The 23,689-nt window shown below is 61.8% G+C and carries 21 protein-coding genes; 13 read left to right on the forward strand and 8 right to left on the reverse strand.

Features of this window, described 5'->3' with window-relative positions; translation table 11 throughout:
* Positions 1–93 precede the first annotated feature (93 nt).
* From PHS32_RS15210 to PHS32_RS15245, 8 genes are read left to right on the forward strand one after another with little or no spacing between them, the layout of a single operon-like run.
* Positions 94–1,698 carry an ABC transporter substrate-binding protein gene (locus PHS32_RS15210; RefSeq protein WP_301079876.1) on the forward strand — a complete coding sequence of 535 codons (1,605 nt, stop codon included), beginning with the start codon at positions 94–96 and terminating at the stop codon, positions 1,696–1,698.
* A 12-nt stretch (positions 1,699–1,710) separates the two neighbouring features.
* On the forward strand, positions 1,711–2,658 hold the full coding sequence (locus tag PHS32_RS15215) for an ABC transporter permease (protein WP_301079877.1): 948 nt from the start codon (positions 1,711–1,713) through the stop codon (positions 2,656–2,658).
* Positions 2,655–3,530 carry an ABC transporter permease gene (locus PHS32_RS15220; RefSeq protein WP_301079878.1) on the forward strand — a complete coding sequence of 292 codons (876 nt, stop codon included), beginning with the start codon at positions 2,655–2,657 and terminating at the stop codon, positions 3,528–3,530. The genes PHS32_RS15215 and PHS32_RS15220 overlap by 4 nt, the downstream gene beginning before the upstream one ends.
* Before the next feature lie 2 nt (positions 3,531–3,532).
* Positions 3,533–4,582 (forward strand): ABC transporter ATP-binding protein, encoded by a 1,050-nt coding sequence (locus tag PHS32_RS15225; RefSeq protein ID WP_301079879.1) that lies wholly within the window; start codon positions 3,533–3,535, stop codon positions 4,580–4,582.
* Complete coding sequence (locus PHS32_RS15230) at positions 4,579–5,565, forward strand: oligopeptide/dipeptide ABC transporter ATP-binding protein (RefSeq protein ID WP_301079880.1); 987 nt, start codon at positions 4,579–4,581, stop codon at positions 5,563–5,565. Before PHS32_RS15225 ends, PHS32_RS15230 begins: the two co-directional genes overlap by 4 nt.
* On the forward strand, positions 5,562–6,833 hold the full coding sequence (locus PHS32_RS15235) for an amino acid deaminase (protein ID WP_301079881.1): 1,272 nt from the start codon (positions 5,562–5,564) through the stop codon (positions 6,831–6,833). Before PHS32_RS15230 ends, PHS32_RS15235 begins: the two co-directional genes overlap by 4 nt.
* A 20-nt stretch (positions 6,834–6,853) precedes the next feature.
* A complete protein-coding gene (locus PHS32_RS15240) occupies positions 6,854–7,780 on the forward strand; it encodes a MurR/RpiR family transcriptional regulator (RefSeq protein ID WP_301079882.1) in 927 nt (308 codons plus the stop codon).
* Position 7,781: 1 nt separating this feature from the next.
* Positions 7,782–9,251, forward strand: coding sequence for a D-aminoacylase (locus tag PHS32_RS15245; RefSeq protein WP_301079883.1), 1,470 nt, complete (start codon positions 7,782–7,784; stop codon positions 9,249–9,251).
* Here PHS32_RS15245 and PHS32_RS15250 read toward each other — a convergent pair.
* From PHS32_RS15250 to PHS32_RS15260, 3 genes are all read right to left on the reverse strand, one after another.
* Complete coding sequence (locus tag PHS32_RS15250) at positions 9,248–10,588, reverse strand: anaerobic C4-dicarboxylate transporter (protein WP_301079884.1); 1,341 nt, start codon at positions 10,586–10,588, stop codon at positions 9,248–9,250. The genes PHS32_RS15245 and PHS32_RS15250 overlap by 4 nt on opposite strands.
* Before the next feature lie 122 nt (positions 10,589–10,710).
* Entirely contained in the window at positions 10,711–11,775 is a 1,065-nt protein-coding gene (locus PHS32_RS15255; protein WP_301079885.1) for an alpha/beta hydrolase, read from the reverse strand.
* A 14-nt stretch (positions 11,776–11,789) separates the two neighbouring features.
* Positions 11,790–13,820 (reverse strand): U32 family peptidase, encoded by a 2,031-nt coding sequence (locus PHS32_RS15260; RefSeq protein WP_301079886.1) that lies wholly within the window; start codon positions 13,818–13,820, stop codon positions 11,790–11,792.
* Positions 13,821–13,860: 40 nt separating this feature from the next.
* Between PHS32_RS15260 and PHS32_RS15265 the strand changes: the two genes are divergently transcribed.
* The gene (locus PHS32_RS15265) at positions 13,861–14,628 is read left to right on the forward strand and encodes a heparan-alpha-glucosaminide N-acetyltransferase (protein ID WP_301079888.1); all 768 of its coding nucleotides are present in this window, start codon (positions 13,861–13,863) and stop codon (positions 14,626–14,628) included.
* A 76-nt stretch (positions 14,629–14,704) separates the two neighbouring features.
* Here PHS32_RS15265 and PHS32_RS15270 read toward each other — a convergent pair whose 3' ends face one another.
* The 5 genes from PHS32_RS15270 to PHS32_RS15290 are packed head-to-tail and all read right to left on the reverse strand — an operon-like array spanning position 14,705 to position 18,289.
* Entirely contained in the window at positions 14,705–15,490 is a 786-nt protein-coding gene (locus PHS32_RS15270; protein ID WP_301079889.1) for a peptidylprolyl isomerase, read from the reverse strand.
* A gap of 48 nt (positions 15,491–15,538) precedes the next feature.
* Complete coding sequence (locus PHS32_RS15275) at positions 15,539–15,832, reverse strand: BolA family protein (RefSeq protein ID WP_301079890.1); 294 nt, start codon at positions 15,830–15,832, stop codon at positions 15,539–15,541.
* A gap of 8 nt (positions 15,833–15,840) precedes the next feature.
* The gene (locus tag PHS32_RS15280) at positions 15,841–16,380 is read right to left on the reverse strand and encodes a septation protein A (protein ID WP_301079891.1); all 540 of its coding nucleotides are present in this window, start codon (positions 16,378–16,380) and stop codon (positions 15,841–15,843) included.
* Positions 16,377–16,787, reverse strand: a complete 411-nt coding sequence (gene msrB, locus PHS32_RS15285; protein ID WP_301079892.1) for a peptide-methionine (R)-S-oxide reductase MsrB — start codon at positions 16,785–16,787, stop codon at positions 16,377–16,379. Before msrB ends, PHS32_RS15280 begins: the two co-directional genes overlap by 4 nt.
* 8 nt (positions 16,788–16,795) lie before the next feature.
* The gene (locus PHS32_RS15290) at positions 16,796–18,289 is read right to left on the reverse strand and encodes a protein adenylyltransferase SelO (protein WP_301079893.1); all 1,494 of its coding nucleotides are present in this window, start codon (positions 18,287–18,289) and stop codon (positions 16,796–16,798) included.
* A gap of 235 nt (positions 18,290–18,524) precedes the next feature.
* Between PHS32_RS15290 and PHS32_RS15295 the strand changes: the two genes are divergently transcribed.
* From PHS32_RS15295 to PHS32_RS15310, 4 genes are all read left to right on the forward strand, one after another.
* Positions 18,525–20,153: a 3-(methylthio)propionyl-CoA ligase gene (locus PHS32_RS15295; protein ID WP_301079895.1), complete on the forward strand. Its 1,629-nt coding sequence runs from the start codon at positions 18,525–18,527 to the stop codon at positions 20,151–20,153.
* 125 nt (positions 20,154–20,278) lie between these two features.
* A complete protein-coding gene (locus PHS32_RS15300; RefSeq protein WP_301079896.1) occupies positions 20,279–21,511 on the forward strand; it encodes a branched-chain amino acid ABC transporter substrate-binding protein in 1,233 nt (410 codons plus the stop codon).
* Positions 21,512–21,598: 87 nt separating this feature from the next.
* Positions 21,599–22,633 carry a branched-chain amino acid ABC transporter permease gene (locus PHS32_RS15305; protein ID WP_301079897.1) on the forward strand — a complete coding sequence of 345 codons (1,035 nt, stop codon included), beginning with the start codon at positions 21,599–21,601 and terminating at the stop codon, positions 22,631–22,633.
* Between the two features lie 3 nt (positions 22,634–22,636).
* Positions 22,637–23,689: branched-chain amino acid ABC transporter permease (locus tag PHS32_RS15310; protein ID WP_301079899.1), on the forward strand; the 1,053-nt coding region annotated here is incomplete at its 3' end.

Genomic DNA, 23,689 nt, shown 5'->3' on the forward strand with positions numbered 1-23,689 from the left:
AAATTTACATAAAACACGGGTAAACCACGTTTGACTTTTTAAAAAGTCTAATTTAACATGAGCATCTGTAATGTTATTACTTCAGGAGTCAACATGCAATCCTATTTCTCCGGTTTCCAAAAACCCCATGCGTCGGCCCTCAAGACGCTGCCCTTGGCAAGTCGACGGCGCTGGCTGGGCCTGCTGGCCTTGACCGCCGCGCTGAGCGTCCCTTTCGGCACCGCCTCGGCCGCGCCAGCCAAGGGCGGCGCGGCCAATCTGGCCATGGTGGGCGAGCCGCAAGGCCTGGATCCGATGACCAGCACCGCCGATCTGGTGGGCACCATCATGCAGCATGTTTACGAGCCGCTCTACACCTTTGACGCCAACTGGAACATGGCGCCCATGCTGGCCGAGAGCCTGCCGCAAGTCTCGAAAGACGGTCTGAGCTACACCATCCCCCTGCGCAAAGGCGTCAAGTTTCACAACGGTCGCGAAATGAATGCCGATGACGTGGTCGCTTCGCTGACGCGCTGGATGGAACTGTCGCCGCGCGGCAAGGCCGTAGGCAAGGAAGTTGCCTCCCTGAAGGCCAAGGGTCCACTCAGCGTGGAACTCAAGCTCAAAGCCCCGTATGCCCCCCTGCTGGCGCAACTGGCCCTGCCCAGCGGCATGGCAGCCATCATGGCCAAGGAGAGCATTGCGCCGCAGTTGAAGGACTTCATCGGTACCGGCCCCTACAAGTTCAAGGAACGCAAGCCCGACCAATACACCGTGCTGGTACGCCATGACGGCTACAGCGCGCGCAAGGAGCCGGCCAGTGGCTACGCCGGTCGGCGCGAGGCCGTGCTGGACGAACTGCGCTTTGTGCCGGTGCCCAATGCCAATACCCGGGTCGAGGGCGTCTTGTCCGGGCAATTCCAGTACGCCGACTTGCTGCCGGTGGACGCTGCCGGCCGGATCGACAAAGCCGGCGCCTCCGTGGTGCCCATCGTGACCAAAAATTTTGGTTTCCCCTACATCGTGTTCAACACCAAGGAAGGTCTGTTGACCTCCCAGCCCTTGCGCCGTGCCGTGCAGGCGGCCGTGGGCGAGGGCGAAATGCTGGCGGCAGCTTTTGGCGACAACCGCTTCTTTGTGGTGGAGCCCAACTTCTTCCCCAAGGGAACGCCTTACTACTCGCCGGCCGGCAGCAATCTTTACAACGAACGCAATCCGGCGCTGGGCAAGGAACTGGCAGCCAAGGCGGGCTACAGCGGGCAGCCGGTGCGCATCATGGCCAGCCGCCAGTACGAATTCCACTACAACATGGCGCTGGTCATGGCCGAGCAGTTGAAGAAGGCCGGTTTCAAGACCGACCTGCAAGTGGTCGACTGGGCCACGCTGGTGCAGCGCCGCAACGATGCCAAGCTGTGGGATGTGTACTTCACCCATTCCGGTTTGTTCCCGGAACCGATGCTGTCGCCGCCGCAACTGGGTGACGGCGCGCCCGGCTGGTGGGAGACGCCGGCCAAGAAAGCCACCTTGGCCGCTTTCAACCAGGAGGCCAATATCGCCAAACGCGGAGCGCTATGGGGCAAGGTCCAGCAAACCGTTTATGACGAGGTGCCTTTTATCGAGGTTGGCAAATTCAATGCCTTGTCGGCACGTTCGGCCAAGCTGGAAGGCTACACGCCTTCGATCTGGCCGTTCTTCTGGAATACCGGTCTGGCGAAGTAAGGACGCAAGCCGATGCGCTTTTTGCTCAAGCGCCTGGCCGGCGCCGCCGTGGTGCTGGTCATCGTGGCGGTGCTGGTTTTCCTGCTGACGCGCCTGGCGTCGGGCGACCCGATGGCCTTGCTGCTGGGCGATCAAGCCACGGCGGCCGATATTGCCAAGGCCCGCACGCAGTATGGACTGGACCAGCCGTTGCCGGCGCAGTTCGCGCTGTGGCTGGGCGAACTGGCGCAGGGCAATCTGGGGCAGTCCATTTTTCTGCAACGCCCGGTGGCGCAGGCTTTGCTGGAGCGTGCCGAGCCGACCCTGTTTCTGGCCTTGTTTGCGGTGGCCATCGCGGCCCTCATCGGAATACCCTGCGGCATGGCGGCGGCCATCTGGCGCGGCAGCGCCGCCGACCAAGGTTTAAGCGGTCTGGCCATGCTGGGCGCCAGTATTCCCAGCTTCTGGATGGGCTTGATCCTGATCCAGTTTTTTGCCGTGCACCTGGGCTGGTTTCCGGCCTCCGGTTACGGTGACCCCGGCATGGGCCTGGGCCAGCGCCTGTACCACCTGGCCTTACCGGCGGCGGTGCTGGGCCTTTTGAATTCGGCCCTGATCATCCGCTTCACCCGCGCCTCCATGCTTGACATACTGGGTGAGGATTTTGTCCGGACGGCGCGTGCCAAGGGACTGCCGGAATGGGTGGTGATGGTCAATCATGTACTGCGCAACGCGCTGGTGCCCATCATTACGGTGCTGGGCCTGACCACCGCGCTGATGATTGGCGGCACCGTGGTGACTGAGACGGTGTTCAATTTGCCGGGCGTCGGCAATCTGGTAGTGCGTGCCGTGCTGCGCCGCGACTATCCGGTGATTCAGGGCACCCTGCTGGTGATTGCCGGCATTTACGTTTTCATCAACCTGGTGATCGACCTGCTTTACACCCTGGTCGACCCGCGTATTCGGCTGGAGTCGTCATGAAGTTCCTGGCCGCATTCATGGCGCGGCGCAGCGCCCCCCTGGCTCTGCTGCTGGGCCGCCTGTTCGCCCGAAAAATCGTCTTGGCGGCGGCCCTGCTGCTGGCCCTGGTGGTCTGCGTCGCCACCTTCTATCCCTGGCTGTCGGCGGCCGACCCGAATGCCATTGCTGTCACTGAGCGCCTGTTTGCGCCATCCTGGGTGCATTGGGCCGGGACCGACGAGTTGGGGCGCGACGTGCTGCTGCGCATCGTGCACGGCGCGCGTTACTCGCTGCTGATTGGTTTCGTCACCGCCGCTGGCGCCGTTGTGTTGGGGACCTTGATGGGGGTGCTGGCAGGATTTTTCCGGCCGCTGGATGCGCCCTTGATGCGCCTGGTCGATGCCATGATGTCCTTCCCCGACATCCTGCTGGGCATTGCGCTGGTGTCCATCCTGGGAGTGTCGCTGTGGAACGTGATGCTGGCGCTGGTCATCGTCTACACACCGCGTGTGGCGCGGGTGGTGCGCGCCGCCACCCTGGTGCTGCGCGAGCTGTTGTTCGTCGACGCGGCACGCGCCCTGGGGGTGCGGACGGCGCGCATTTTGTGGTCGCACATTTTGCCGAATCTGATGTCGCCGATTCTGGTGCAAGTGACCTTCATCTTCGCCTATGCGATTCTGGCCGAGGCTGGCTTGTCTTTTCTTGGCGTCGGCGTGCCGCCGGATATTCCAACCTGGGGCACCATGATTGCCGGCAGTCTGGAGTATTCCGACAAGGCTTTCTGGACCATTTTGTTTCCTGGCCTGGCGATTGTGCTGACCGCCGTGTCGCTGCAAATGCTGGGTGACGGCGTGCGCGATCTGCTCGATCCCAAACTGAAAAAGGCGGTATAAAAGTGACCCCCGCGCTTGTCGCTCCACGGCTTGAGGTGCGTGGTCTTTCCACCTCGTTTGCCACCGATGCGGGACGTATCCAGAGCGTCGCCGACGTATCTTTCAGCATTGCCCCCGGCGAAACGCTGGCGCTGGTTGGCGAGTCGGGCTCCGGCAAGTCGGTGACCAGCCTGTCCTTGATGGGCTTGCACGCCAAAACCTCGCAGGCGCGCATGGAGGGCGAGGCCTGGTTTGTGCGCCGCGACGGCGTGCGCGTGAATCTGCTGGCGTTGCCGGAGGCCGGTCTGCGGGCCTTGCGCGGGAACGAGATGGCGATGATTTTTCAGGAACCCATGACCAGTCTGAACCCGGTACTCACCGTCGGCGAGCAGATTGCCGAGGCGGTCCGTTGGCACCTGAAGCTGGATCGCCGGGCGGCCCAGGCGCAGGCCTTGCGCATGCTGGAACTGGTGGAAATTCCGGCGGCGGCGCGGCGTGTCAAGGAGTACCCGCACCAACTCTCCGGTGGCATGCGCCAGCGCGTCATGATTGCGCTGGCAATGTCCTGCAATCCGACACTGCTGATCGCCGACGAGCCGACCACGGCGCTGGACGTCACCATCCAGGCGCAGATCCTGGCCTTGATGGGACGCTTGCAAAAGGAAACCGGCATGAGCCTGCTGTTCATCACCCACAACCTGGGTGTGGTGGCGCAGTATGCCGACACGGTAGCGGTGATGTACGCTGGCCGCATCGTGGAGGCGGCTCCGGTGCACGCACTTTTTGGCCAGCCCCAGCACCCCTACACGCGTGGCTTGCTGGCCTGCCTGCCGGGCATTGCGCGGCAGCGGGCCAAGGCTACCGGCAGCGCGCCGGGACAGCGGCGCCGTCTGGACGCCATTGCCGGCCAGGTGTCCGGCCCCTTCGCCGCGCCCCCCGGCTGTGCTTTCGCGCCCCGTTGCCCGCAGTACGGGGCCGACTGCGATCGGCAGATGCCAGGGCTGCAAGCCCAGGGGGAACAACGCCTGGTGCGATGCATCAATGTGCAAGGCAAGGTCGAGGTGCCGGCATGAAGCCGAACGACAATCTGGTCGATATTCGGGCCTTGAGCAAATACTTCGGCGGCGGCAAGCATCCGGTGCGGGCGGTCGACGATGTCAGCTTTTCGATTCGTCGCGGTGAAACGCTGGGGCTGGTCGGCGAGTCGGGATCCGGCAAGAGCACCATAGGCCGCCTGTTGACCCGGCTGGTGGACCCGACCGCCGGTCAGATGTTTTATGACGACCAGGGCAGCGGCGCTGCGCTTGACCTGGCGACCTTGTCGCAAGCGCAGTACCGGCCCTTGCGCTCCAGAATCCAGATCATTTTTCAGGACCCTTACGCCAGCCTCAATCCGCGCATGCGCATCCGGCAAGTGCTGGCCGAAGCGCTCGATACGCATGGTCTGGCCAAGGGAGCGGCGCGGCTGCCGCGTATTCATGCCCTGTTGGAACAGGTCGGTTTACGGCCCGAGCATGCGGAGCGTTTTCCGCACGAATTCTCCGGTGGCCAAAGACAGCGCATCGGCATTGCCCGCGCGCTGGCGGTGGAACCCCGTTTCATCGTGGCCGACGAGCCCTTGTCGGCGCTGGACGTCTCGATCCAGGCCCAGGTGGTGAACCTGCTGGGAGAATTGAAGGATCAGTTGGGCCTGACCATCCTCTTCATTTCGCACGACCTGGACGTGGTGGAATACCTGTGCGACCGAGTGGTGGTGCTGTACCTGGGGCGGGTCATGGAGATTGCTCCCACCGACGCGCTGTATGCGCAGCCGCGGCACCCCTATACCCAGGCCTTGCTGGCGGCGGCGCCCATACCCGACCCGACGCAACGCCGTACCATAGCGCTGCTGCAGGGGGACCTGCCCAGCCCCGCCAACCCGCCCTCGGGCTGTGTCTTTCGCACCCGTTGCCCCCACGCAATAGCCGAATGTGCAAGTACCGAGGCGGTTTTGCGTGAAGTGCAGCCCGACCACTGGAACGCCTGCTGGCGTACCGATATTCACTATTCAAAATGAACACCGATTTCACCCTGGACCACAGCTACAAGAGTTTCCCCCTCACTGCCGCGCCCTGCCTGGCCAGCGAGTTGCCGGCCAAGGGCTGGAACCTGCTGGCCAATGACCTGCCGTTTCCGCTGGCGGTGATCCGCCGCAGCGCCCTGGAGCACAACCTGGCCTGGATGCAGGCCTACGCCCAGCGCAAGGGCGTGGCGCTGGCACCGCATGGCAAGACCAGCATGTCGCCGGAACTGTTCCGGCGGCAACTGGCGGCCGGCGCCTGGGGTCTGACCTTTGCCACCGTGTACCAGGTGGCGGTCGGGGTCGAGGCCGGTGCGCGCCGCATCATCATCGCCAACCAGGTGGTGTGCGATGCCGACCTGGATGGCTTGAGCATGTTGCTGGCGCGTCAGACCGATTTGCGGGTCTGGTTCCTGGTCGATTCTCTGGCGCAACTGGCGCTGCTAGAAGACTGGGCCAGCCGGCGTTCCGCGACCCTTCCCTTCGATGTCCTGCTGGAGATGGGTATAGCCGGTCAACGCACCGGTTGCCGCACGCTGGAGCAAGCGCTGCGCCTGGCGCAGGCCCTGGCGGCGTCTCCGGTGGTCCGCTTCGGCGGGATTGAATGCTACGAAGGTGTCGTCACACGCTGTGACAGCGAGCACGACGCGCGCGAAGTCACGGCCCTGCTGCGGCGCGTGATCGAAGTGGTGCGAGTCTGTGACCAACAAAAACTGTTTGCCGGAGAAGAAGTGCTGGTCAGTGCCGGCGGCTCGGCGGTGTTCGATCTGGTGCTGCCGCTGCTGCGCCTGCAGGGTTTGTCGCGCCCTGTGCAAGGGGTGCTGCGCTCGGGCTGCTACATCACGCACGACCACGGCAACTATGCGCGCTTTTTGCTGCAACTGGAAAAGCGTGAAGGGCTGACCGGCTCGCTGCGAGCGGCACTGGAAGTGTGGGCCATGGTGCAGTCGGTGCCGGAACCGGGCCTGGCCTTGTTGACCTGCGGCCGCCGCGATATCTCTTACGACATCGAGCTACCCATCCCCCAGCATTACGCGGCGCGCGGCGAGCGTCAAGCCAGGGCGGTGCCGGCGGACTGGAAGATCGGCGCCCTGAACGACCAGCATGCCTACCTTCGCTTCGACCCGGCCGGTCTGGTGCCGGCGGTGGGCGACCGCGTCGGACTGGGAATCTCCCATCCCTGCACCACGTTTGACAAGTGGCGCTGGCTGCCCCTGGTGGAAGACGACTACGCCGTCACGGGCGCGGTCAGCACCCGGTTTTAAGGATGCTGGCCTTGAGTTCCATGAGTTCTCCCAAACAGGGTTTGTTGCAGCAACTGCGTGAGCGGCTGTCCGAGCTGCCGCAGGCACAGCGCAAGGTGGCGCAAGGCATACTGGAAGATCCACGCGCCGCCGCCGGTGCCACGGTGGAGCAGTTGGCGCAAGCGGCGCAGGTTTCCATGCCCACGGTGGTACGCACCTGCCGCGGCTTTGGCTACGGCTCGGTGCGCGATTTCATGCTGGCCCTGGCGCAGGATCTGGTGGTGTCGGGCTCGCACTTGCACCGCAGCGTGTCGCCCGACGACTCGGCGCAACAGGTGGCCAGCAAGATCATCCACGCGGCGGTGGTCTCGCTCACGGATCTGGGGCGGCGCATCGACGCCGACATGATTGACCGGGTCGCCACCCGCCTGGCGCAGGCGCGGCGCATCGATTGCTATTCGGTCGGTGCCGCCTCCACCTTCATGGCCAACGAGTTGCAAAGCCGTCTGTTCCGCATGGGCCGCAGCGCCAACGCCATATTCGATGCGCACCAGCAACTGGTTTCCGCCAGCACACTGGGACCCGACGGCGTGGCTTTCGTCATCTCGCACGTGGGCAGCATGCCTTACACGCTGGAGGCGGCTAGGTTCGCGCGCTCGCAGGGCGCCACAGTGGTGGCCTTGACGCAGCCCGACACGCCACTGGCCCAGATCGCCGATCTGCTGCTGGCGGTTTCGGTGCCGCCGGATGCGGTGATGCGTGTCGGAACCGAGGCTTATCTGGCGCATTTGCTGGTGATCGAAATTTTGATGGTTCGTCTGGCGCAGCAACTGGGCCCCCAGGTGACCCATGGCTTGGCGCAGTTCAAGCAATTGCTGCAAAAACATGGCTTCGACAGCGCCGAATACGCCGGTTTTACCGACAGCGGGGCGGATCACGTCAGCGACCAGCGGAAAGACAAAACCTGAAATGACGCGTGCAACATTACTGAAAAATGGTTTGATCGTGGACGGCAACAACTGCCCGGCCTGGCGCGGCGATGTGCTGCTGGCCGGCGACCGGATCGTGGCGCTGGCCGCGCCGGGCCAGATCGCGCCGGAGGTGATGACCGGCATTGGCCGGGATCTGGAAGAAATCGATTGCACCGGAAAAGTCATTGCGCCGGGTTTCATCGACGTGCATACGCATGACGATGCCGCGGTGCTGGATGCCCCGGCCATGACGCCCAAACTTTCGCAGGGCGTGACCACCGTGGTGGTGGGCAATTGCGGCATCTCCCTGGTGCCTCTGGTGACGACCGAGCCGGTGGCGTCCCTGGCCTTGCTGGGGCGCCGGCAGTTCCGCTTTCCCGCCATGAGGGACTATGCGCGGGCCGTCGATGCGGCCACGCCAGGCGTCAATGTGGCGGCACTGGTGGGCCACAGCACGCTGCGCCTACGCCACATGAAACGCCTGGACCAGCCGGCCCGGGACGACGAATTGGCGGCGATGGTGAAGGACCTGGAGAGTGCCATGGCGGCCGGTGCACTGGGCTTGTCGTCCGGCGTTTTCTATCAGGAGGCGTATGCGGCGGACCAGACCGAGTTGAGCGCGCTGGCGTGTGCCGCCGCGCGGTCCGGCGGCGTTTATGCGACGCATATCCGGGACGAGTTGGCGGGCATTCTGCCGGCCCTGCAGGAGGCGGCTCTGACGGCACGCCAGGCCGGCTTGCCGCTGGTCCTGTCGCACCACAAATGCGCCGGCCCGGCCAACTGGGGGCGCACGCGCGAAACCTTGCCCTTGATCGAGCAACTGTCACGCGAGCAGGACATCGGCATGGACGTCTACCCCTACACGGCCGGCTCCACGGTGTTGCGCGAAGACCTGGTGGATGGTGTGATCGATATTCTGATCACCGGCAGCCAGCCGCATCCCGAGTTGGCGGGGCGCTATCTGGCAGATATCGCCAAGCTGTGGGGCTTGACGCAGCAAGAGGCCTGCCGGCGTTTGATACCCGGCGGTGCCTGTTATTTTCAAATGCGGGAAGACGATGTGGAGCGCGTGCTGGCGCATCCCCTGTCGATGATAGGTTCGGATGGCCTGCCGCACGACGAGCGGCCGCATCCCCGGCTGTGGGGGACTTTCCCGCGGGTGCTGGCCTGCTACTGGCGTGAAAAAGGTCTGCTGCCGTTGGAGCAGGCGGTGCACAAGATGACCGGTTTGTCGGCGCGACGTTTCAAGCTGGAGCGGCGCGGCTTGCTCAAGCCCGGCTATATGGCCGATGTGCTGGTGTTTGACCCGGACCGGGTGAAGGATTTGGCGACCTTCGAGAACCCCATCCAGTTCAGTGCCGGCATCGAGCGGGTTTGGGTCAACGGAGTCTTGAGCTACACCGAAACCGCCCGCGCAACCGGGGCGCGGGCCGGTCGTTTTGTGCGCAGAGGGCGGGCCGAGTACTAGATCAAGGCGCGTGCCGAGGCCAGCAGATAGCCGATCAGGCACGAGGTGGAAACGCCGATCAGGCCCGGCAATATGAAGCTGTGGTTGATCACGTACTTGCCGATGCGGGTGGTGCCGGAGCGGTCGAACTGGATCGCCGCCAGATCGCTGGGATAGGTTGGCAGGATGTAGTAACCGTAAGAGGCCGCCGCAAACGCCACGATGTAGCCCGCTGGGACGCCGATGGCCAGTCCGACCGGCACCATGGCGCTGATGGCCGCAGCCTGCGAGTTCACCAGCTTCGAGACCAGCAACAGGGCAATGGCATAGGTCCAGGGCTGCGTCTTGACCAGATCCGTCAGGGCCGCCTTGAGTGCCGGCAGATTCGCCTCGAACACCGTGTCGGCCATCCAGGCAATACCGAACACCGCCACCACCGCCACCATGCCGGCGCGAAACACCTCGGTCTTGCCGATGGTCGATGGATCGGTCTTGGTGAAGACGATGATCAGCGCGCCGGCCAGCAGCATGAACATCTGGATCGTCAGCACCATGTTCAGGGGTTTGCCGTTGATCAGTGGCCGCAGGTTCTGGAACGCCCCCAGGAACGCCACCACGACGATGGCGCCAATGAATATCCACATGGCGGTCCATTGGTCTTTTGAAAGCTGTTTGCCCATCAGGGTCGCGCTGTCGCCGTAAACGATGCGGCGCTGCTCAGGGTCGGCAATGCGCCGCTGAAACTCCGCGTCCTGGTCCAGGTCTTTGCCGCGGAACCAGCTGAAGATGCCGATCATCAGCACACCGGCCAGCGTGGACGGAATGGTGATCGACAGCAGCATGATGAAGTCAATCACCTGACCGCCGACCGGCGCTTTGGCCAGGAAGGCGACCAGCGACACCACCGCCACCGACACCGGGCTGGCCAGGATGCCCATCTGGCTGGCAATGGAGGACGCCGCCATGGGGCGCTCGGGCCGGATGTTGTTCTTGATCGAGATGTCGTAAATGATGGGCAGCATGGTGTAGACGACGTGCCCGGTGCCGCACAGCATCGTCAACGTGCAGGTGACGAAGGGCGCCAGTATGGAGACGTATTTCGGGTTGCGCCGCAACACTTTTTCGGCCCCCAGCAGCAAGACTTCCAGACCGCCCGAGGCCTGCAAGGTGGCGGAGGCGGCGACCACCGCGATGATGGTCAGCATCACATCCACCGGCGGCTTGCCGGGTGCCAGCTTGAAGAAGAAGGTCAGGATGACAATGCCGATGCCGCCCAGCAGGCCCAGCGCAACACCGCCTTTGCGTGCGCCGTAGAACAGGCACACCAGAATGATCGTTATCTGTAGCAGGATTTCCATATTCAACACCTTTCTGGGGTGTGAATATACTGCAGATAAGGGTAAACCCTGGTGCGACCAATCTTTATCTATTGATCCAAATCATTCATGTTGGTGATTTATGGACAAGATCTTGCCAGCGCCTATGACCTGGCTTGGAGAAACTTGCCAATCTCCTCCAGCGCTTCCCGGCCTTCCGGCAATTCCGGGTGGTAAATCTGCCAGACATGGACCATGTGGTTCCAGGTTTGAAAAGTCACCGGCGAGCCGGCGGCGAGGGCCTTGTTGACGTAGCGCCGGCTGTCGTCGAACAGCATTTCCGCCTCGCTGGCCTGCACCAGCAGCGGCGGCAGGTTGGCCAGGTCGCCAAATACCGGGGAGACCACCGGATCACAGGGGCGCAGGCGATTTTGCAGCCAACTGCCCCACAGCAGCAGGCTGCGGGGAATCTTCGCCAGTGCCTTGAACAATGGGCCCAGCATCGGATCGGTAGCCAGATTGTTTTTCAGGCTGGGACTGCCCAGCGAGCCATCGGTCGCCGGTGACAGCGCCACGGCGGCGTTGGGCGCGCGCCAGCCCTGATCGCGAATCCAGGCAATCAGCGACAGCGTCAGATTGCCGCCGGCCGAATCGCCAGCGACAAAAACAGCCGTGGCGGGCGCCGCACCGCCGGGTCCGTGGTCCAGCAGCCAGCGGTAGGCGTTGCGGCAATCCTCGATGCCGGCCAGGCGCGGGTGTTCCGGCATCAGACGGTAGTCAATGGCCAGCACCGCGGCGTTGGCGATTTCGGAAAATTTGGAGGTCAGGCGCCGGTGGCTTTTCGGGCTGCCCATGGTGTAGGCGCCGCCATGGATGTAGAGCAGGCGCCGGCGACTGTCGACGCCGGGCGCCAGCACCCATTCGGCCGCTACCCCGGCGGCGTCGACAGGGATGAATTGGGTCGTTGTCTCGGTGACTGGGAACACGTTGTCCATGTAGTTGCGCAGCAGTGCTACATGCTGGCGGCGCGGCGTGCCCTGGATGACTGCGGCAATCTCGCCCAGCGACGCAACCACCGCTTTGAACTCTGCGCTGGCGGCTTTGCCGATCGAGCGGCGTTCGCCCACGGCTTGGTCGAAGGCGCTCAGGTCGGCACCGCGCAGATAGATCATCTCGATCGCCCAGAACACAGCCAGCAAGGCCAGCAGCGACAAAAGTAGCAAAGTCATCTTCAGCTTTCGGTTCAGTGGCCAAATTCTTGCGCTGGCCGTTTTTTGTAAAAGGTCAGGGGCTTATCGCTTTGCGCTACTGTCGGCGCCCGGCGCGCCTGCTGCAGTACCGATTTCTTCATACTGCCCAGCACGTGCATTTCGCAGGCTTTGCAGTCGAAGCGCAGGGTCAGCTTTTCCTTGCCGTTGAGCAGTTGCAGCGGCTCGGCCTTGATCGTGCCCTGCACGCCCATGACACCCTTGGCCTGTTTGGGGCACAGGCTCAAGGAAAAGCGCACGCAGTGCTTGCTGATCATCAAGCTGACCTCACCCAGCTCCTGCAAGGCCTCGTAGGCCGGCGCAATCAGCTTGACACCGTGCCGGGCATAAAAAGCATGGGCTTTTTGATTGAACACATTGGCCAGGTAGCTCAGGCTGTCTTCGGGGTAGGGCACCGCCGGCGTCAGCGCAGCGGCACGGGGCAAGCGCGTGAACGCCCTGGCCCGGGCCGCCTCCAGTGCCGCCACCGCCTCGCGGCGCAAGGGGTTGAGTAAGGAAGCGGGGACAAACCAGGCTTGTGAAAAGACCACTTGCAAGTCCAGCATCGCAAAATGGCTGCTGCCCAGCTTGCCGACGTGCAGGCGCAAATGGGCCAGCGCCGCGTCCCGGTCCTGCGCCAACTGGCGCGTCGCGTCCGGCAGTGCTGCCCGCGCCGTCGCACTGTGGCCGTCCTCGTCGGTCAGCGTCAGGGTGATTTCCTGCGCCGTGTCGGTCAGCTGGGCCCAGACGCCGATGCGCCGCTCGCTGGATTTTTTGTCCAGTACGCGCACCCATTCAAGGTCGCGGTTGCGATTGACTTCCGTGCCCTTGCGCAGGTCTTTCAAATCGGCCATCGGGTCTTTCGGAAAGACCCGCCAGCGCGAGCTGGCGGCGGCCTGCTTGCCGCTGCTGCGCTCGGCCCGGTTGATGGCCAGCCCCACCAGTTCCTTTTGCAGGTCGTAATAGCACAGGCCGTCGCCGTTGTGCAGTTGGGTATCGGGTGCGATGGTTTCCAGCTCCAGCCAGTTGGGGCCCAGCTGGGTCACATGACCGATCGGCTGGCCCGGGTTCTTGGGCGTGTCAAAAGCACCGATGTCGGGTTGCCGACCCGGCACGAAATAGTCGGTGAACTCGCGGTTGAAATTTTGTTGTGGGTCGGGCGCGAAGCTGAAGCGGGTGCTGCCACTGGAGGATCTTGCCAGCGGCAGTTCCGAATCCTGGCGTTGTTCCATCAGCGCGTCCAGCAGCTTGCGGTAGTGGGCGGTGATGTTTTTCACGTAGCCCAAATCCTTGTAGCGACCCTCGATCTTGAAACTGCGGATACCCGCGTCCACCAGCGCTGCCAGATTGTTGCTCTGGTTGTTGTCCTTCATCGACAGCACATGTTTGTCATGGGCCACAAAGCGTCCTTTTGCGTCCAGCACCTGGTAGGGCAGGCGGCAGGCCTGGCTGCATTCGCCGCGATTGGCGCTGCGCCCGGTGTGGGCCTGGCTGATGTAGCACTGGCCGCTGTAGGCCACGCACAAGGCGCCATGCACGAAGAATTCGAGCGTGCAATGGGTCTGTGCCCGAATCGCCTGGATTTGCGCCAGCGTCAACTCCCGTGCCAGCACAATCTGGGACAGGCCGACGTCTTGCAGAAAACGCGCTTTCTGGGGCGTTCGGATATCGCATTGGGTGCTGGCGTGCAACTGAATTGGCGGCAGGTCAATTTCCAGCAGGCCCATGTCCTGGATGATGAGGGCGTCGACGCCGGCGTCGTACAGTTGCCAGGCCAGCTGGCGGGCCGGCTCCAACTCATCGTCACGCAGGATGGTGTTCAGGGTGACGAAAATGCGGCTGTTGAAACGGTGCGCATGGCGCACCAGCCGGGCAATCTCCGGCACGCTGTTGTCGGCGCTGGAACGGGCGCCAAACGAGGGGCCGCCGATGTAGACCGCATCGGCACCGTGGTTGACGGCCTCGATGCCGATCTGGGCGTCGCGCGCCGGGGCCAGGAGTTCGAGCTGATGGTCTAACAGTGACATGCTGCGGATTATCCCCGCGCCGATCGGTTATCGTCACACCATGCGTTCCAAATTCCCTGTCACTGCCAGACCCCGATTTGACGCGGTGGACGCCTTGCGCGGTCTGGCCATGCTCTGGATGACAGCGTTTCACTTCTGTTTCGACCTGAACCAGTTCGGCTACATCCAGCAGAATTTCTACCGCGATCCGGTCTGGACCTGGCAGCGCACCCTGATCCTGAGTCTGTTCCTGTTTTGCGCCGGCATGGGGCAAGCCATCGCCGTTGCGCAAGGGCAAAGCTGGTCGCGCTTCTGGCGTCGCTGGGGGCAAATTGTGGCTTGCGCGCTGCTGGTGACGCTGGGGTCGTGGTGGATGTACCCGCAAAGTTTCATTTATTTTGGCGTCTTGCACGGCATCGCCCTGATGCTGATCGTGGCGCGCTTGACGGCCCGCTGGGGCGGTTGGCTGTGGCTTCTGGGAGGGCTCGCCATCGCCGCGAAATTCGTCGGCTCCCAGGCCCTGGAGACGCAGACGCTGGCCCCCTTCGCCGCGGCTTTCGACGCGCCAACACTGAACTGGCTGGGTTGGATCACGCACAAGCCGATCACCGAGGACTACGTGCCGCTGCTGCCGTGGCTGGGGGTGGTCTGGTGGGGGGTGGCGGCCGGCAACTGGCTGACTGGCAGCGGTCTGAAGGGTCTGCAACAGACCCTGCCCGGTGTCTTTCAGCCGCTGGCCGCAATAGGGCGCTGGAGCCTGCCTTATTACATGCTGCACCAGCCGCTGATGATAGGCACCCTGATGGCGGTGGGCTGGGTGGCCAAATAAAAAAACGCGGCCAAAGCCGCGTTTTTATTTTTTGTGAGACAGACCGCAGCGCGGCACTCCCCGCTCGTTGAGCCGGTTATTCGATCTTGGCCTTGGCGCGCAGTTCTTCCTGGTACTTGCCCATTTTCTGTTGCAGCAATTGCTGCGCGATCTGCGGTTTCACGTCGTCGAATTTTGGCAATTGGGCATCGCGCACGTCGTCCAGACGAATCACGTGATAACCAAATTGTGTCTTGACCGGCGTTTCAGTGATCTTGCCCTTGGCCAGCTTGCTCAAGGCCTCCGAGAATTCGGCGACGTAGTTGCCGGCGTTGGCCCAGTCAAGATCGCCACCCTTGGCCGCCGAGCCGGGGTCCTTGGAAGATTTCTTGGCAATCTCGTCAAATTTGCCGCCTTTCTTCAATTGGGCAATGATGGCCTTGGCCTGGTCTTCCTTTTCCACCAGGATGTGACGAGCGTGGTATTCCTTGCCACTGTTGGCGGCGATGAACTTGTCGTACTCGGCCTTCACCTCGGCGTCGCCGACAGGGTTGGCTTTCTGGTAAGTGGCAAACAGTTCGCGGATCAAGAGCGTCTGGCGCGCCAGTTCCACCTGGATCTTGAAGTCTTCCGTGGTGTCAAGGCCCTGCTTCTGGGCTTCCTGGATGAAAATTTCACGGGCAATGACTTCGTCCTTGAGTTGCGTCTGCATCTCGGGTGTCACCGGACGGCCGGAACGGGCAATCTGCTGGGCCAGTACGTCGACGCGTGAGGTCGGAACGGCTTTGCCGTTGACGACGGCCACGTTTTGCGCCAATGCCAGCGGGGTCAAGGTGCTCAGCAGGGCGGCGCTTGCAAGCGTGGCTAAAAATTTCATTTTCATTCAGGTTTCCTGGGTAAAAAGTTCTAGGTCGGTAGCTTCAAATAAGGTTCAAACTGAGGGGGGTCCAGCTTCAATCGCCAGCGCGTGCAAGCCCTGCTCCATGAAATCTTGCAGCGCATCATACACAAGGCGGTGGCGCGCCAGCGCCGACTTGCCGGTAAATATATGTGAAGTGATGCGCACGCGGAAATGACTGCCAAAGCCGCTGCCGTTGGCGCCGGCGTGGCCCTGGTGCCGATAACTCTCGTCGAGCACCTCCAGCGTGACCGGTTGCAGGGTCTCACGCAAGCGCTGGTCGAGCTGCTGCGCGGTGGGCGCGCTGGAGGCAAGGCGGCTGGTCATGGTGGGCATCAGGTTTTGGGTTCGTCGGTTTTCAGGTAACGCGCAATGTAGAAACCCTGGCCAACGATGAAGACCAGCGGAAAGGCATAGCCCCAGAGTTTGAAATTGACCCAGGCCTCGGTGCTGTAGAAGGCCGCCACATAGGCATTGATGAGCGCCATGAAGGCGCTGTAGACGACCCAGACCAGATTGAGCCGCATCCACACCGGATCAGGCAATTCCAATTGGCTGCCCAGCATCATCTTGAGAAAGTTCTTCTTGTAGACCCAGACTGCCAGCGCCAGCGCAATTGCGGTTGCGCCGTACAGCACGGTGGGTTTCCACTTGATGAAGCGTTCGTCATGCAGCAGCAGGGTCAAGCTGCCGAAAATCAAAATCAGTGCCAGCGTGATCTTGTGCATGGCTTGCAGTTTTCGGTCCAGCGCGTAGATCAGGCTCATTTGAAGCGCCGTGGCGACCATCAGCACGCCGGTGCCTACATAGATGTCGTACAGCTTGTAAGCGCCGAAGAACAGCAGGATGGGAAAGAAGTCGATCAGTATTTTCATTTGGGGGTGAAGTTTAACGAAGCCGAGTTCATGCAGTAGCGCAGACCGGTAGGCGCCGGGCCGTCCTCGAACACATGGCCCAGGTGCGCGCCGCAGTCGGCACAGTGCACCTCGGTGCGGCGCGAAAACAGCTGGTTATCCACCTTGGTGGCCACGGCCGCGGCCTCGATGGGTTCAAAATAGCTGGGCCAGCCGCAGTGCGATTCAAATTTCGCGTCACTGTCGAACAGCGGTTTGTCGCAGCAAATGCAGCGGTAAATGCCGGCCGCCTGCTGGCCCTCCAGCTTGCCGCTGTAGGCCCGTTCGGTCGCCTCGTGGCGCGTCACCTCGAAGGCCAGCGGCTCGGCGCCCTTGGCTTGCAACAGCGCTTTCCACTGTGCGTCGGTTTTTTGAATCTTGAAAGTCATGCTGGGTTTCAGGAACTGCAACTGATTTGGATACTATGCGCCCAATCCGGCGGGAAGGCGGCGAATTGGGCGTATGCGGGATGCTCTTCAAACGGCGATTCAAGTACCGTCAGCAACTTGTCGACCAGGGAAAAGTCCTTCATTTTGGCGCTTTGAATGGCCTGTTCGGCCAGGTGGTTGCGCAGTACGAATTTGGGGTTGGTCTTGAGCATCAAACCCGACGCCTGAGTTGGTGAACTGGAAGAGAGCCGTTTTTCATAACGCAGCCACCAGGCGACAAAGGCCGATCGGTCCAGGAACAAGTCGCGCACCGGTTCGCTGGTGGCGTCGGCCACGCAGTGGCTCAGGCGCCGCCAGAAGATACTGTAGTCGACCCCGTCTCTGGCCAGCAACTGCAGGATGTCCTGGATCAGCATCCGGTCGCCCGCCGGGTCTTGCACGTCGCTGTCGGAGAGTCCAAGCTTGGCGCGCATGCGCCGTTCAAATTCGCGCGGAAACAGGGCTTTGAACGGCTCCAGTGCGGCCAGCGCCAGTTCCGGCTCGACGATCAGGGGCAGCAAGGCCTGTCCCAGGCAAAACAGGTTCCAGTAGGCAATATTGGGTTGCTGGTTGAAGGCGTAGCGTCCCTGCGTATCGGAATGGTTGCAGATGTGATCGCTCCGGTAGGCATCCAGGAATTGAAACGGACCGTAATCGATGGTCAGCCCCAGAATGCTCATGTTGTCGGTGTTCATGACACCGTGGCAAAACCCCAGTGCTTGCCATTGCGCTACCAGCTGGGCGGTGCGCTCGTTTACCGCCTCGAGCAGGGCAGCATAGGCGTTGCCGGAAAATTTGTCGCTGGCGCGACACTGCGGGTAAAACCGGTCGATCACGTAGTCGGCCAGGACCTTGAGCTGATCAAGTTGGCCGCGGTAGGAAAAGTGCTCGAAATGGCCGAAGCGCACAAAGCTCGGTGCCAGCCGTGTCAGCACCGCCGCCGTTTCCATGGTCTCGCGGTAGATTGGGGCGTCCGAGCCGGTGACGCACAAGGCCCGCGTGCTGGGCACTTGCAGGCCATGCATGGCTTCGCTGCACAGGAATTCACGGATGCTGGAACGCAGCACGGCCCGGCCGTCGGCCATGCGCGAATAGGGCGTCAAACCGGCGCCCTTGAGTTGCAGTTCCAGCCCGGCAGTGGTCTCGCCCAGCAGGATGGCGCGACCATCGCCCAATTGGCCGGCCCAAACGCCGAATTGATGACCGCTGTAAACACTGGCCAGCGGCCGTGTGCCGGCGATGGCGCAGTTGCCGCTGAGGGCTTCCAGCAGGTCTTTCGAGTCCAGCCAGGATGCCTCCAGGCCGAGTTCGCGGGCCATGGCGCGGCTGCTGCCGACCCAGTACGGCGCCGGCAAGGGTTGGGGGGATACCGGGGTGTAAAAGTCTTCCCCCAACTGGCTGAAACTATTGCGCCAGGTCAAGCCCAGATCAAGTTGATGGAGTGGGTCTGTGCAGCGGTTCATGCCCGGATTGTCTCGCGCCGGCGCGACACCCGATGCTTGCAGGGTTATCCAAAAAAACGCAGTAACATGCGCTTGGTCAGTTGCGGACAGAGCTGGTGAACAGCCGGCATCTGATGGTCAGTTGGGGACAGAGCCGGTTTATTGGGTCTCACCGCGGTCTGTTCCGCAAGGTTTTGGATTGCTGGCCGCCATCTGTCCCGCAACGTTCAGATTTACTATTTTCAGGAGCTTGTTCATGCTTGGGTTGATGCAAAACCAACAGTTGTTGATCTCGGCGCTGATCGAGTTCGCCGACCGCCACCATGGCGAGGGCGAAATCGTATCGCGGCGGGTGGAAGGGGATATTCACCGCTACACCTACAAGGATGTGGCGGCGCGTTCGCGCCAGCTGGCCAATGCGCTGGATGGTTTCAAGCTGCCATTCAGCGCCCGCGTGGCAACCCTGGCATGGAACGGCTACCGTCACCTGGAGTTGTACTTTGGCGTCAGCGGCACTGGCCGCGTCCTGCACACCCTGAACCCGCGTTTGCACCCGGACCAGATCAGCTGGATCGTCAACCATGCCGAAGATTCGGTGCTCTGTTTTGACATGACATTTCTGCCCATTGTCAAAGCCATCCACAGCCGCTGTCCCACCATCAAACATTATGTGGCGATGTGCGATGCCGATAAGTTGCCGGCCGACAGCGGCATCCCGGGCCTGATCAGCTACGAAGCCTGGATCGGCGCCCAGTCGAGCCGCTACCAGTGGCCGTCATTCGATGAAAACTCGGCCTCCAGCATGTGTTACACCAGCGGCACCACGGGCAACCCGAAGGCCGCCCTGTACAGCCATCGCTCGACCATGCTGCACGCCTACGCCGTGGCCTTGCCCGATGTGATGTGCGTGAGCGCGCGGGATTCGATTCTGCCCGTGGTGCCGATGTTCCACGTCAACGCCTGGGGCATCCCCTACACCGCCGCCATGACCGGCGCCAAACTGGTGTTTCCCGGACCGGCGATGGATGGCAAGTCGATTTTCGAGCTGATCGAGGCCGAAAAAGTGAGCTATGCCGCCGGCGTGCCAACGGTGTGGCAGATGATGCTGTCGCACATGCAGACCAACAAGCTGCGTTTCTCCACGTTGAAGCGCACCGTGATCGGTGGCTCAGCCTGCCCGCCGGCCATGATCACCGCCTTCAATGACGACTACGGCGTCGAGGTGCTGCACGCCTGGGGCATGACGGAGATGTCGCCGCTGGGCACGCTGTGCACGCTGAAGAACAAGCATCTGGAGATGAGCGCCGCGGACAAGATGAAGGTGCGCCTCAAGCAGGGGCGCGGCATTTTTGGCGTCGACATGAAAATTGTCGATGGCAATGGCAGCGAGTTGCCCTGGGATGGCAAAGCCTATGGCGACCTGCTGGTCAAGGGGCCGTGGGTCATCGACGCGTATTTCAAGGGCGAGGGCGGCTCGCCCCTGGTGGACGGCTGGTTTCCGACCGGCGACGTGGCGACCATCGATGCCGACGGCTACATGCAGATCACCGACCGCAGCAAGGACGTCATCAAATCGGGGGGCGAATGGATCAGCTCCATCGACGTTGAAAACATTGCCATGGCGCATCCGGCGGTGGCGATGGCGGCCTGCATCGGCATGAAACACCCCAAGTGGGATGAGCGCCCCATCATCGCCGTGGTGAAGAAGCCCGGCAGCGAGGTGTCGCGCGACGAACTATTGGCCTTCTATGAGGGCAAGACAGCCAAGTGGCAAATTCCGGACGATGTTGTGTTTGTTGACGGAATTCCCTTGGGTGGCACGGGCAAGATGCAAAAGACCAAGTTGCGCGAAATGCTCAAGGATTACAAGCTGCCGGGGGTCTGAGTCTGCTTGATCGGTGCAGCCTGTCGCATGGGTGATTCAGCGTAGTGGAAAACCCTCGTGGTGCAGCGCACAATTACTTGTACGCTGCGCGGGTGTTGGATGATTGAAACTCTGGAGATTTTTATATGAAATTTGCCTTCAAATTAATTGCCGCCGCGTCCGCCGTTTTGTGCGTCAGCGCAGCCTTTGCCCAAAAGGGTGAGGTCGTCAAGATGGTCCGGATCGATCCCTTGACCGGGCTGCTGGGTCCGGTTGGTGTGAGTCAACTCAAGGGTTATCAGTTCTTCGCGGAAAAATTCAGCGGCGCCGGCAACCCGGCCGGTGTCAAGTTTGAAGTCGTTGGCGTCGACAACAAGCTCAGTCCCACTGAAAGTCTGAATGCCTTGAAAGCGGCCCTCGACCAGGGCGTGCGCTACATCATTCAGGGCAATGGTTCCTCGGTGGCGCTGGCGCTGTCGGATGCGGTGACGAAACACAACGAACGCAATCCGGGCAAGGAAGTCCTGTACCTGAACGACTCGGCCGTGGACCCGGATCTGACGAACAGCAAATGCAGTTACTGGCATTTCCGTTTCGATGCCGATACCACCATGAAGATGGAAGCCATGAGCAGCTTCATGGCCGAGCAAAAAGACATCAAGAAGGTGTATTTGCTCAATCAGAACTACTCGCATGGCGTTCAGGTGGCCAAGTACGCCAAGGAAGCGCTGGCACGCAAGCGCCCGGATATCCAGATCGTTGGCGAAGACCTGCATCCGATCGCGCAAGTGCGCGACTTCGCGCCCTACATCGCCAAGATCAAGGCTTCCGGTGCCGACACCGTCATCACCGGCAACTGGGGCTCGGACTTGTCTTTGTTGGTGAAAGCGGCCAATGAGGGTGGCTACACCGGCAAGTTCTTCACCTATTACGCCGGCGTCACCGGCACGCCGACTGCTTTGGGCAGCCACGGCGCCGGCCGCGTTTACCAGATTGCCTACAACCACTACAACATGGGTGGGCAGATGCAAAAGTGGCAGAACGAGTTCAAAGCCAAATACAACGACGACTTCTATACCGGCTCCACCATCCGTATTTTCGAGACCCTGGGTGCGGCCATGGCCAAGGCCAAGTCGACCGACCCGGTGAAGGTGGCGGCGGCGCTGGAAGGCATCAAGGTCAAGAGTTTCAATGGCGAAGTCGAAATCCGCAAGGCGGATCATCAGTTGCAGCAACCGCTGTACATGGCGGTGTGGGAGAAGGCCAGTGCCAAGTATCCCTACAGCCCGGAGAACACCGGCATGACGCTGGCCCCGCTCAAGGAATACCCCAACTATGTTTCCAGCACGCCCACCAGCTGCCAGATGAAACGTCCTTGATACCCGCCGCAACCTGAAGCTGGAGCCCGAACGGGTGCACCGTATCGGGCTCTTTTATTTTTCTGCCGGTTAGGAAGGACTGTCTGAATGGAGTTTTTCATCATCTCCATGCTCAATGGCGTGAGCTACGGTTTGTTGCTGTTCATGCTGAGCTCTGGGCTGACGCTGATTTTCAGCATGATGGGTGTTCTGAATTTTGCCCACGCCAGCTTCTACATGCTGGGCGCATATATTGGCTATACCGTCTCAAGGATGGTGGGGTTCTGGCCGGCACTGGTGCTGGCGCCGCTGCTGGTGGCTGCCCTCGGAGTACTGTTTGAACGCCATTTTCTGCGCAAGGTCTACAAGTTCGGGCATGTCCCCGAACTCCTGATTACTTTCGGTCTGACCTACGTCATTCTGGAATTGGTGCAGCTCGTCTGGGGTCGAATTGCCCTTGAATTCCGGCCGCCCGATTTGTTGCAGGGTCCAGCCTTTACCTTGATCAATCATTCGCTCAAGGGCCTGAGTCTGATCTGGGGTGCCGCCCCGGCCGAGTTGTGCCGGGCTGCCGACGCCAGCGTGCGCCTGGTGTGCTCGCCGTTTCCGGCGACCCGCGCCTTCATGATGCTGATGGCCGTGATCATGCTGGTGTCGGTCTGGCTGCTGCTGACACGTACCCGGATCGGGCTGGTGATCCAGGCGGCGCTGACCCACCCGGAAATGGTCGAGGCTCTGGGCCACAATGTGCCGGCTGTCTTCATGCTGGTGTTCGGCGCCGGCGCCGGGCTGGCCGGGCTGGCCGGTGTGATCGGCGGCAGCACCTTCCTGACCGAACCTTCCATGGCGGCGGCTGTCGGTCCGGTCATCTTTGTGGTGGTGGTGGTGGGTGGCATGGGCTCGCTGTCGGGGGCTTTCCTGGCTTCGGTGCTGATCGGCGTCATACAGACTTTTGCCGTGGCCTTTGACTATTCGCTGGGTACCCTGGCGGCGCAACTCGGTTTGCAACTGGGCGCCGGCGTGCTGGGCAATTCCTTTGTCAAGCTCACCCTGTCGCAGATTGCACCGATTCTTCCATTCCTGTTCCTGGTCTTGATCCTGATCTTCCGGCCCAAGGGCTTGTTGGGCACCCGGGAGGACTGAGCCATGAGCACGACTTACGAATTCAAACCCCTGAACATCGGCCGCTGGCTGGTCTGGAGCCTGTTTGCCCTGGTGCTGGCGCTGGTCCCACTGGTCTTTACCAGCAGCCTGTCGTACACCATTCTTTCGCAGATGGGCATTGCCATCATCGCCTGCCTGTCCTACAACATGTTGCTGGGGCAGGGCGGCATGCTGAGCTTCGGCCATGCGGTCTACACCGGCTTGGGCTCCTACCTGGCGATCCACGCGCTGAACAGCATCAGCGATGGCTCCATTCCGATGCCGGTTTCCCTGGTACCCCTGGTGGGCGGTCTGGCCGGCATAGGTTTCGCCGTTCTGTTTGGCTATGTGACGACCAAAAAATCGGGCACCACCTTCGCGATGATCACCTTGGGGCTGGCGGAACTGGTTTCCGCCATGTCGCTGATGATTCCGGAGTTCTTCGGTGGCGAGGGTGGCGTATCGGGCAACCGGGTGGCCGGCAAGGCCTTCATGGGGATTACCTACGGACCGCCGATCCAGGTTTACTACCTGATTGCGGTGTATACCTTTCTGGCGGTGGCGGCCATGTTTGCCTTCACTCGAACACCTTTGGGGCGCATGCTCAATGCCGTGCGGGACAATCCCGAGCGCGTCGAATTCGTCGGCTACAACACCCAGAGAATTCGCTACACCGCATTCATCATTGCCGGTTTCTTTGCCGGCATTTCAGGCGGCCTGGGAGCGCTGAATTTTGAAATCGTCACCGCTGAAGTGGTTGGTGCCGCGCGCTCCGGAGCCTATTTGCTGTTCACCTTCCTGGGCGGTGCGACCTTCTTTTTCGGTCCCATCATCGGCGCCATTTTGATGGTGCTGGCGTTCGTCCTGTTGAGTGAATTCACCAAGGCCTGGCTGCTTTATCTGGGCCTGATATTCCTGTTCATGGTGATGTATGCACCGGGCGGAGTCGCCAGCCTGGTGATGATGAACTTGCGCATTGCGGCTTTTGGAAAATTGCGTGATTTGTGGGTCAGTTACCTGGCCCTGGCGCTTACGTCTCTGCTGGCGCTGGCCGGG

Source organism: Rhodoferax sp. (assembly GCF_028714215.1).
Classification (GTDB): domain Bacteria; phylum Pseudomonadota; class Gammaproteobacteria; order Burkholderiales; family Burkholderiaceae_C; genus Rhodoferax.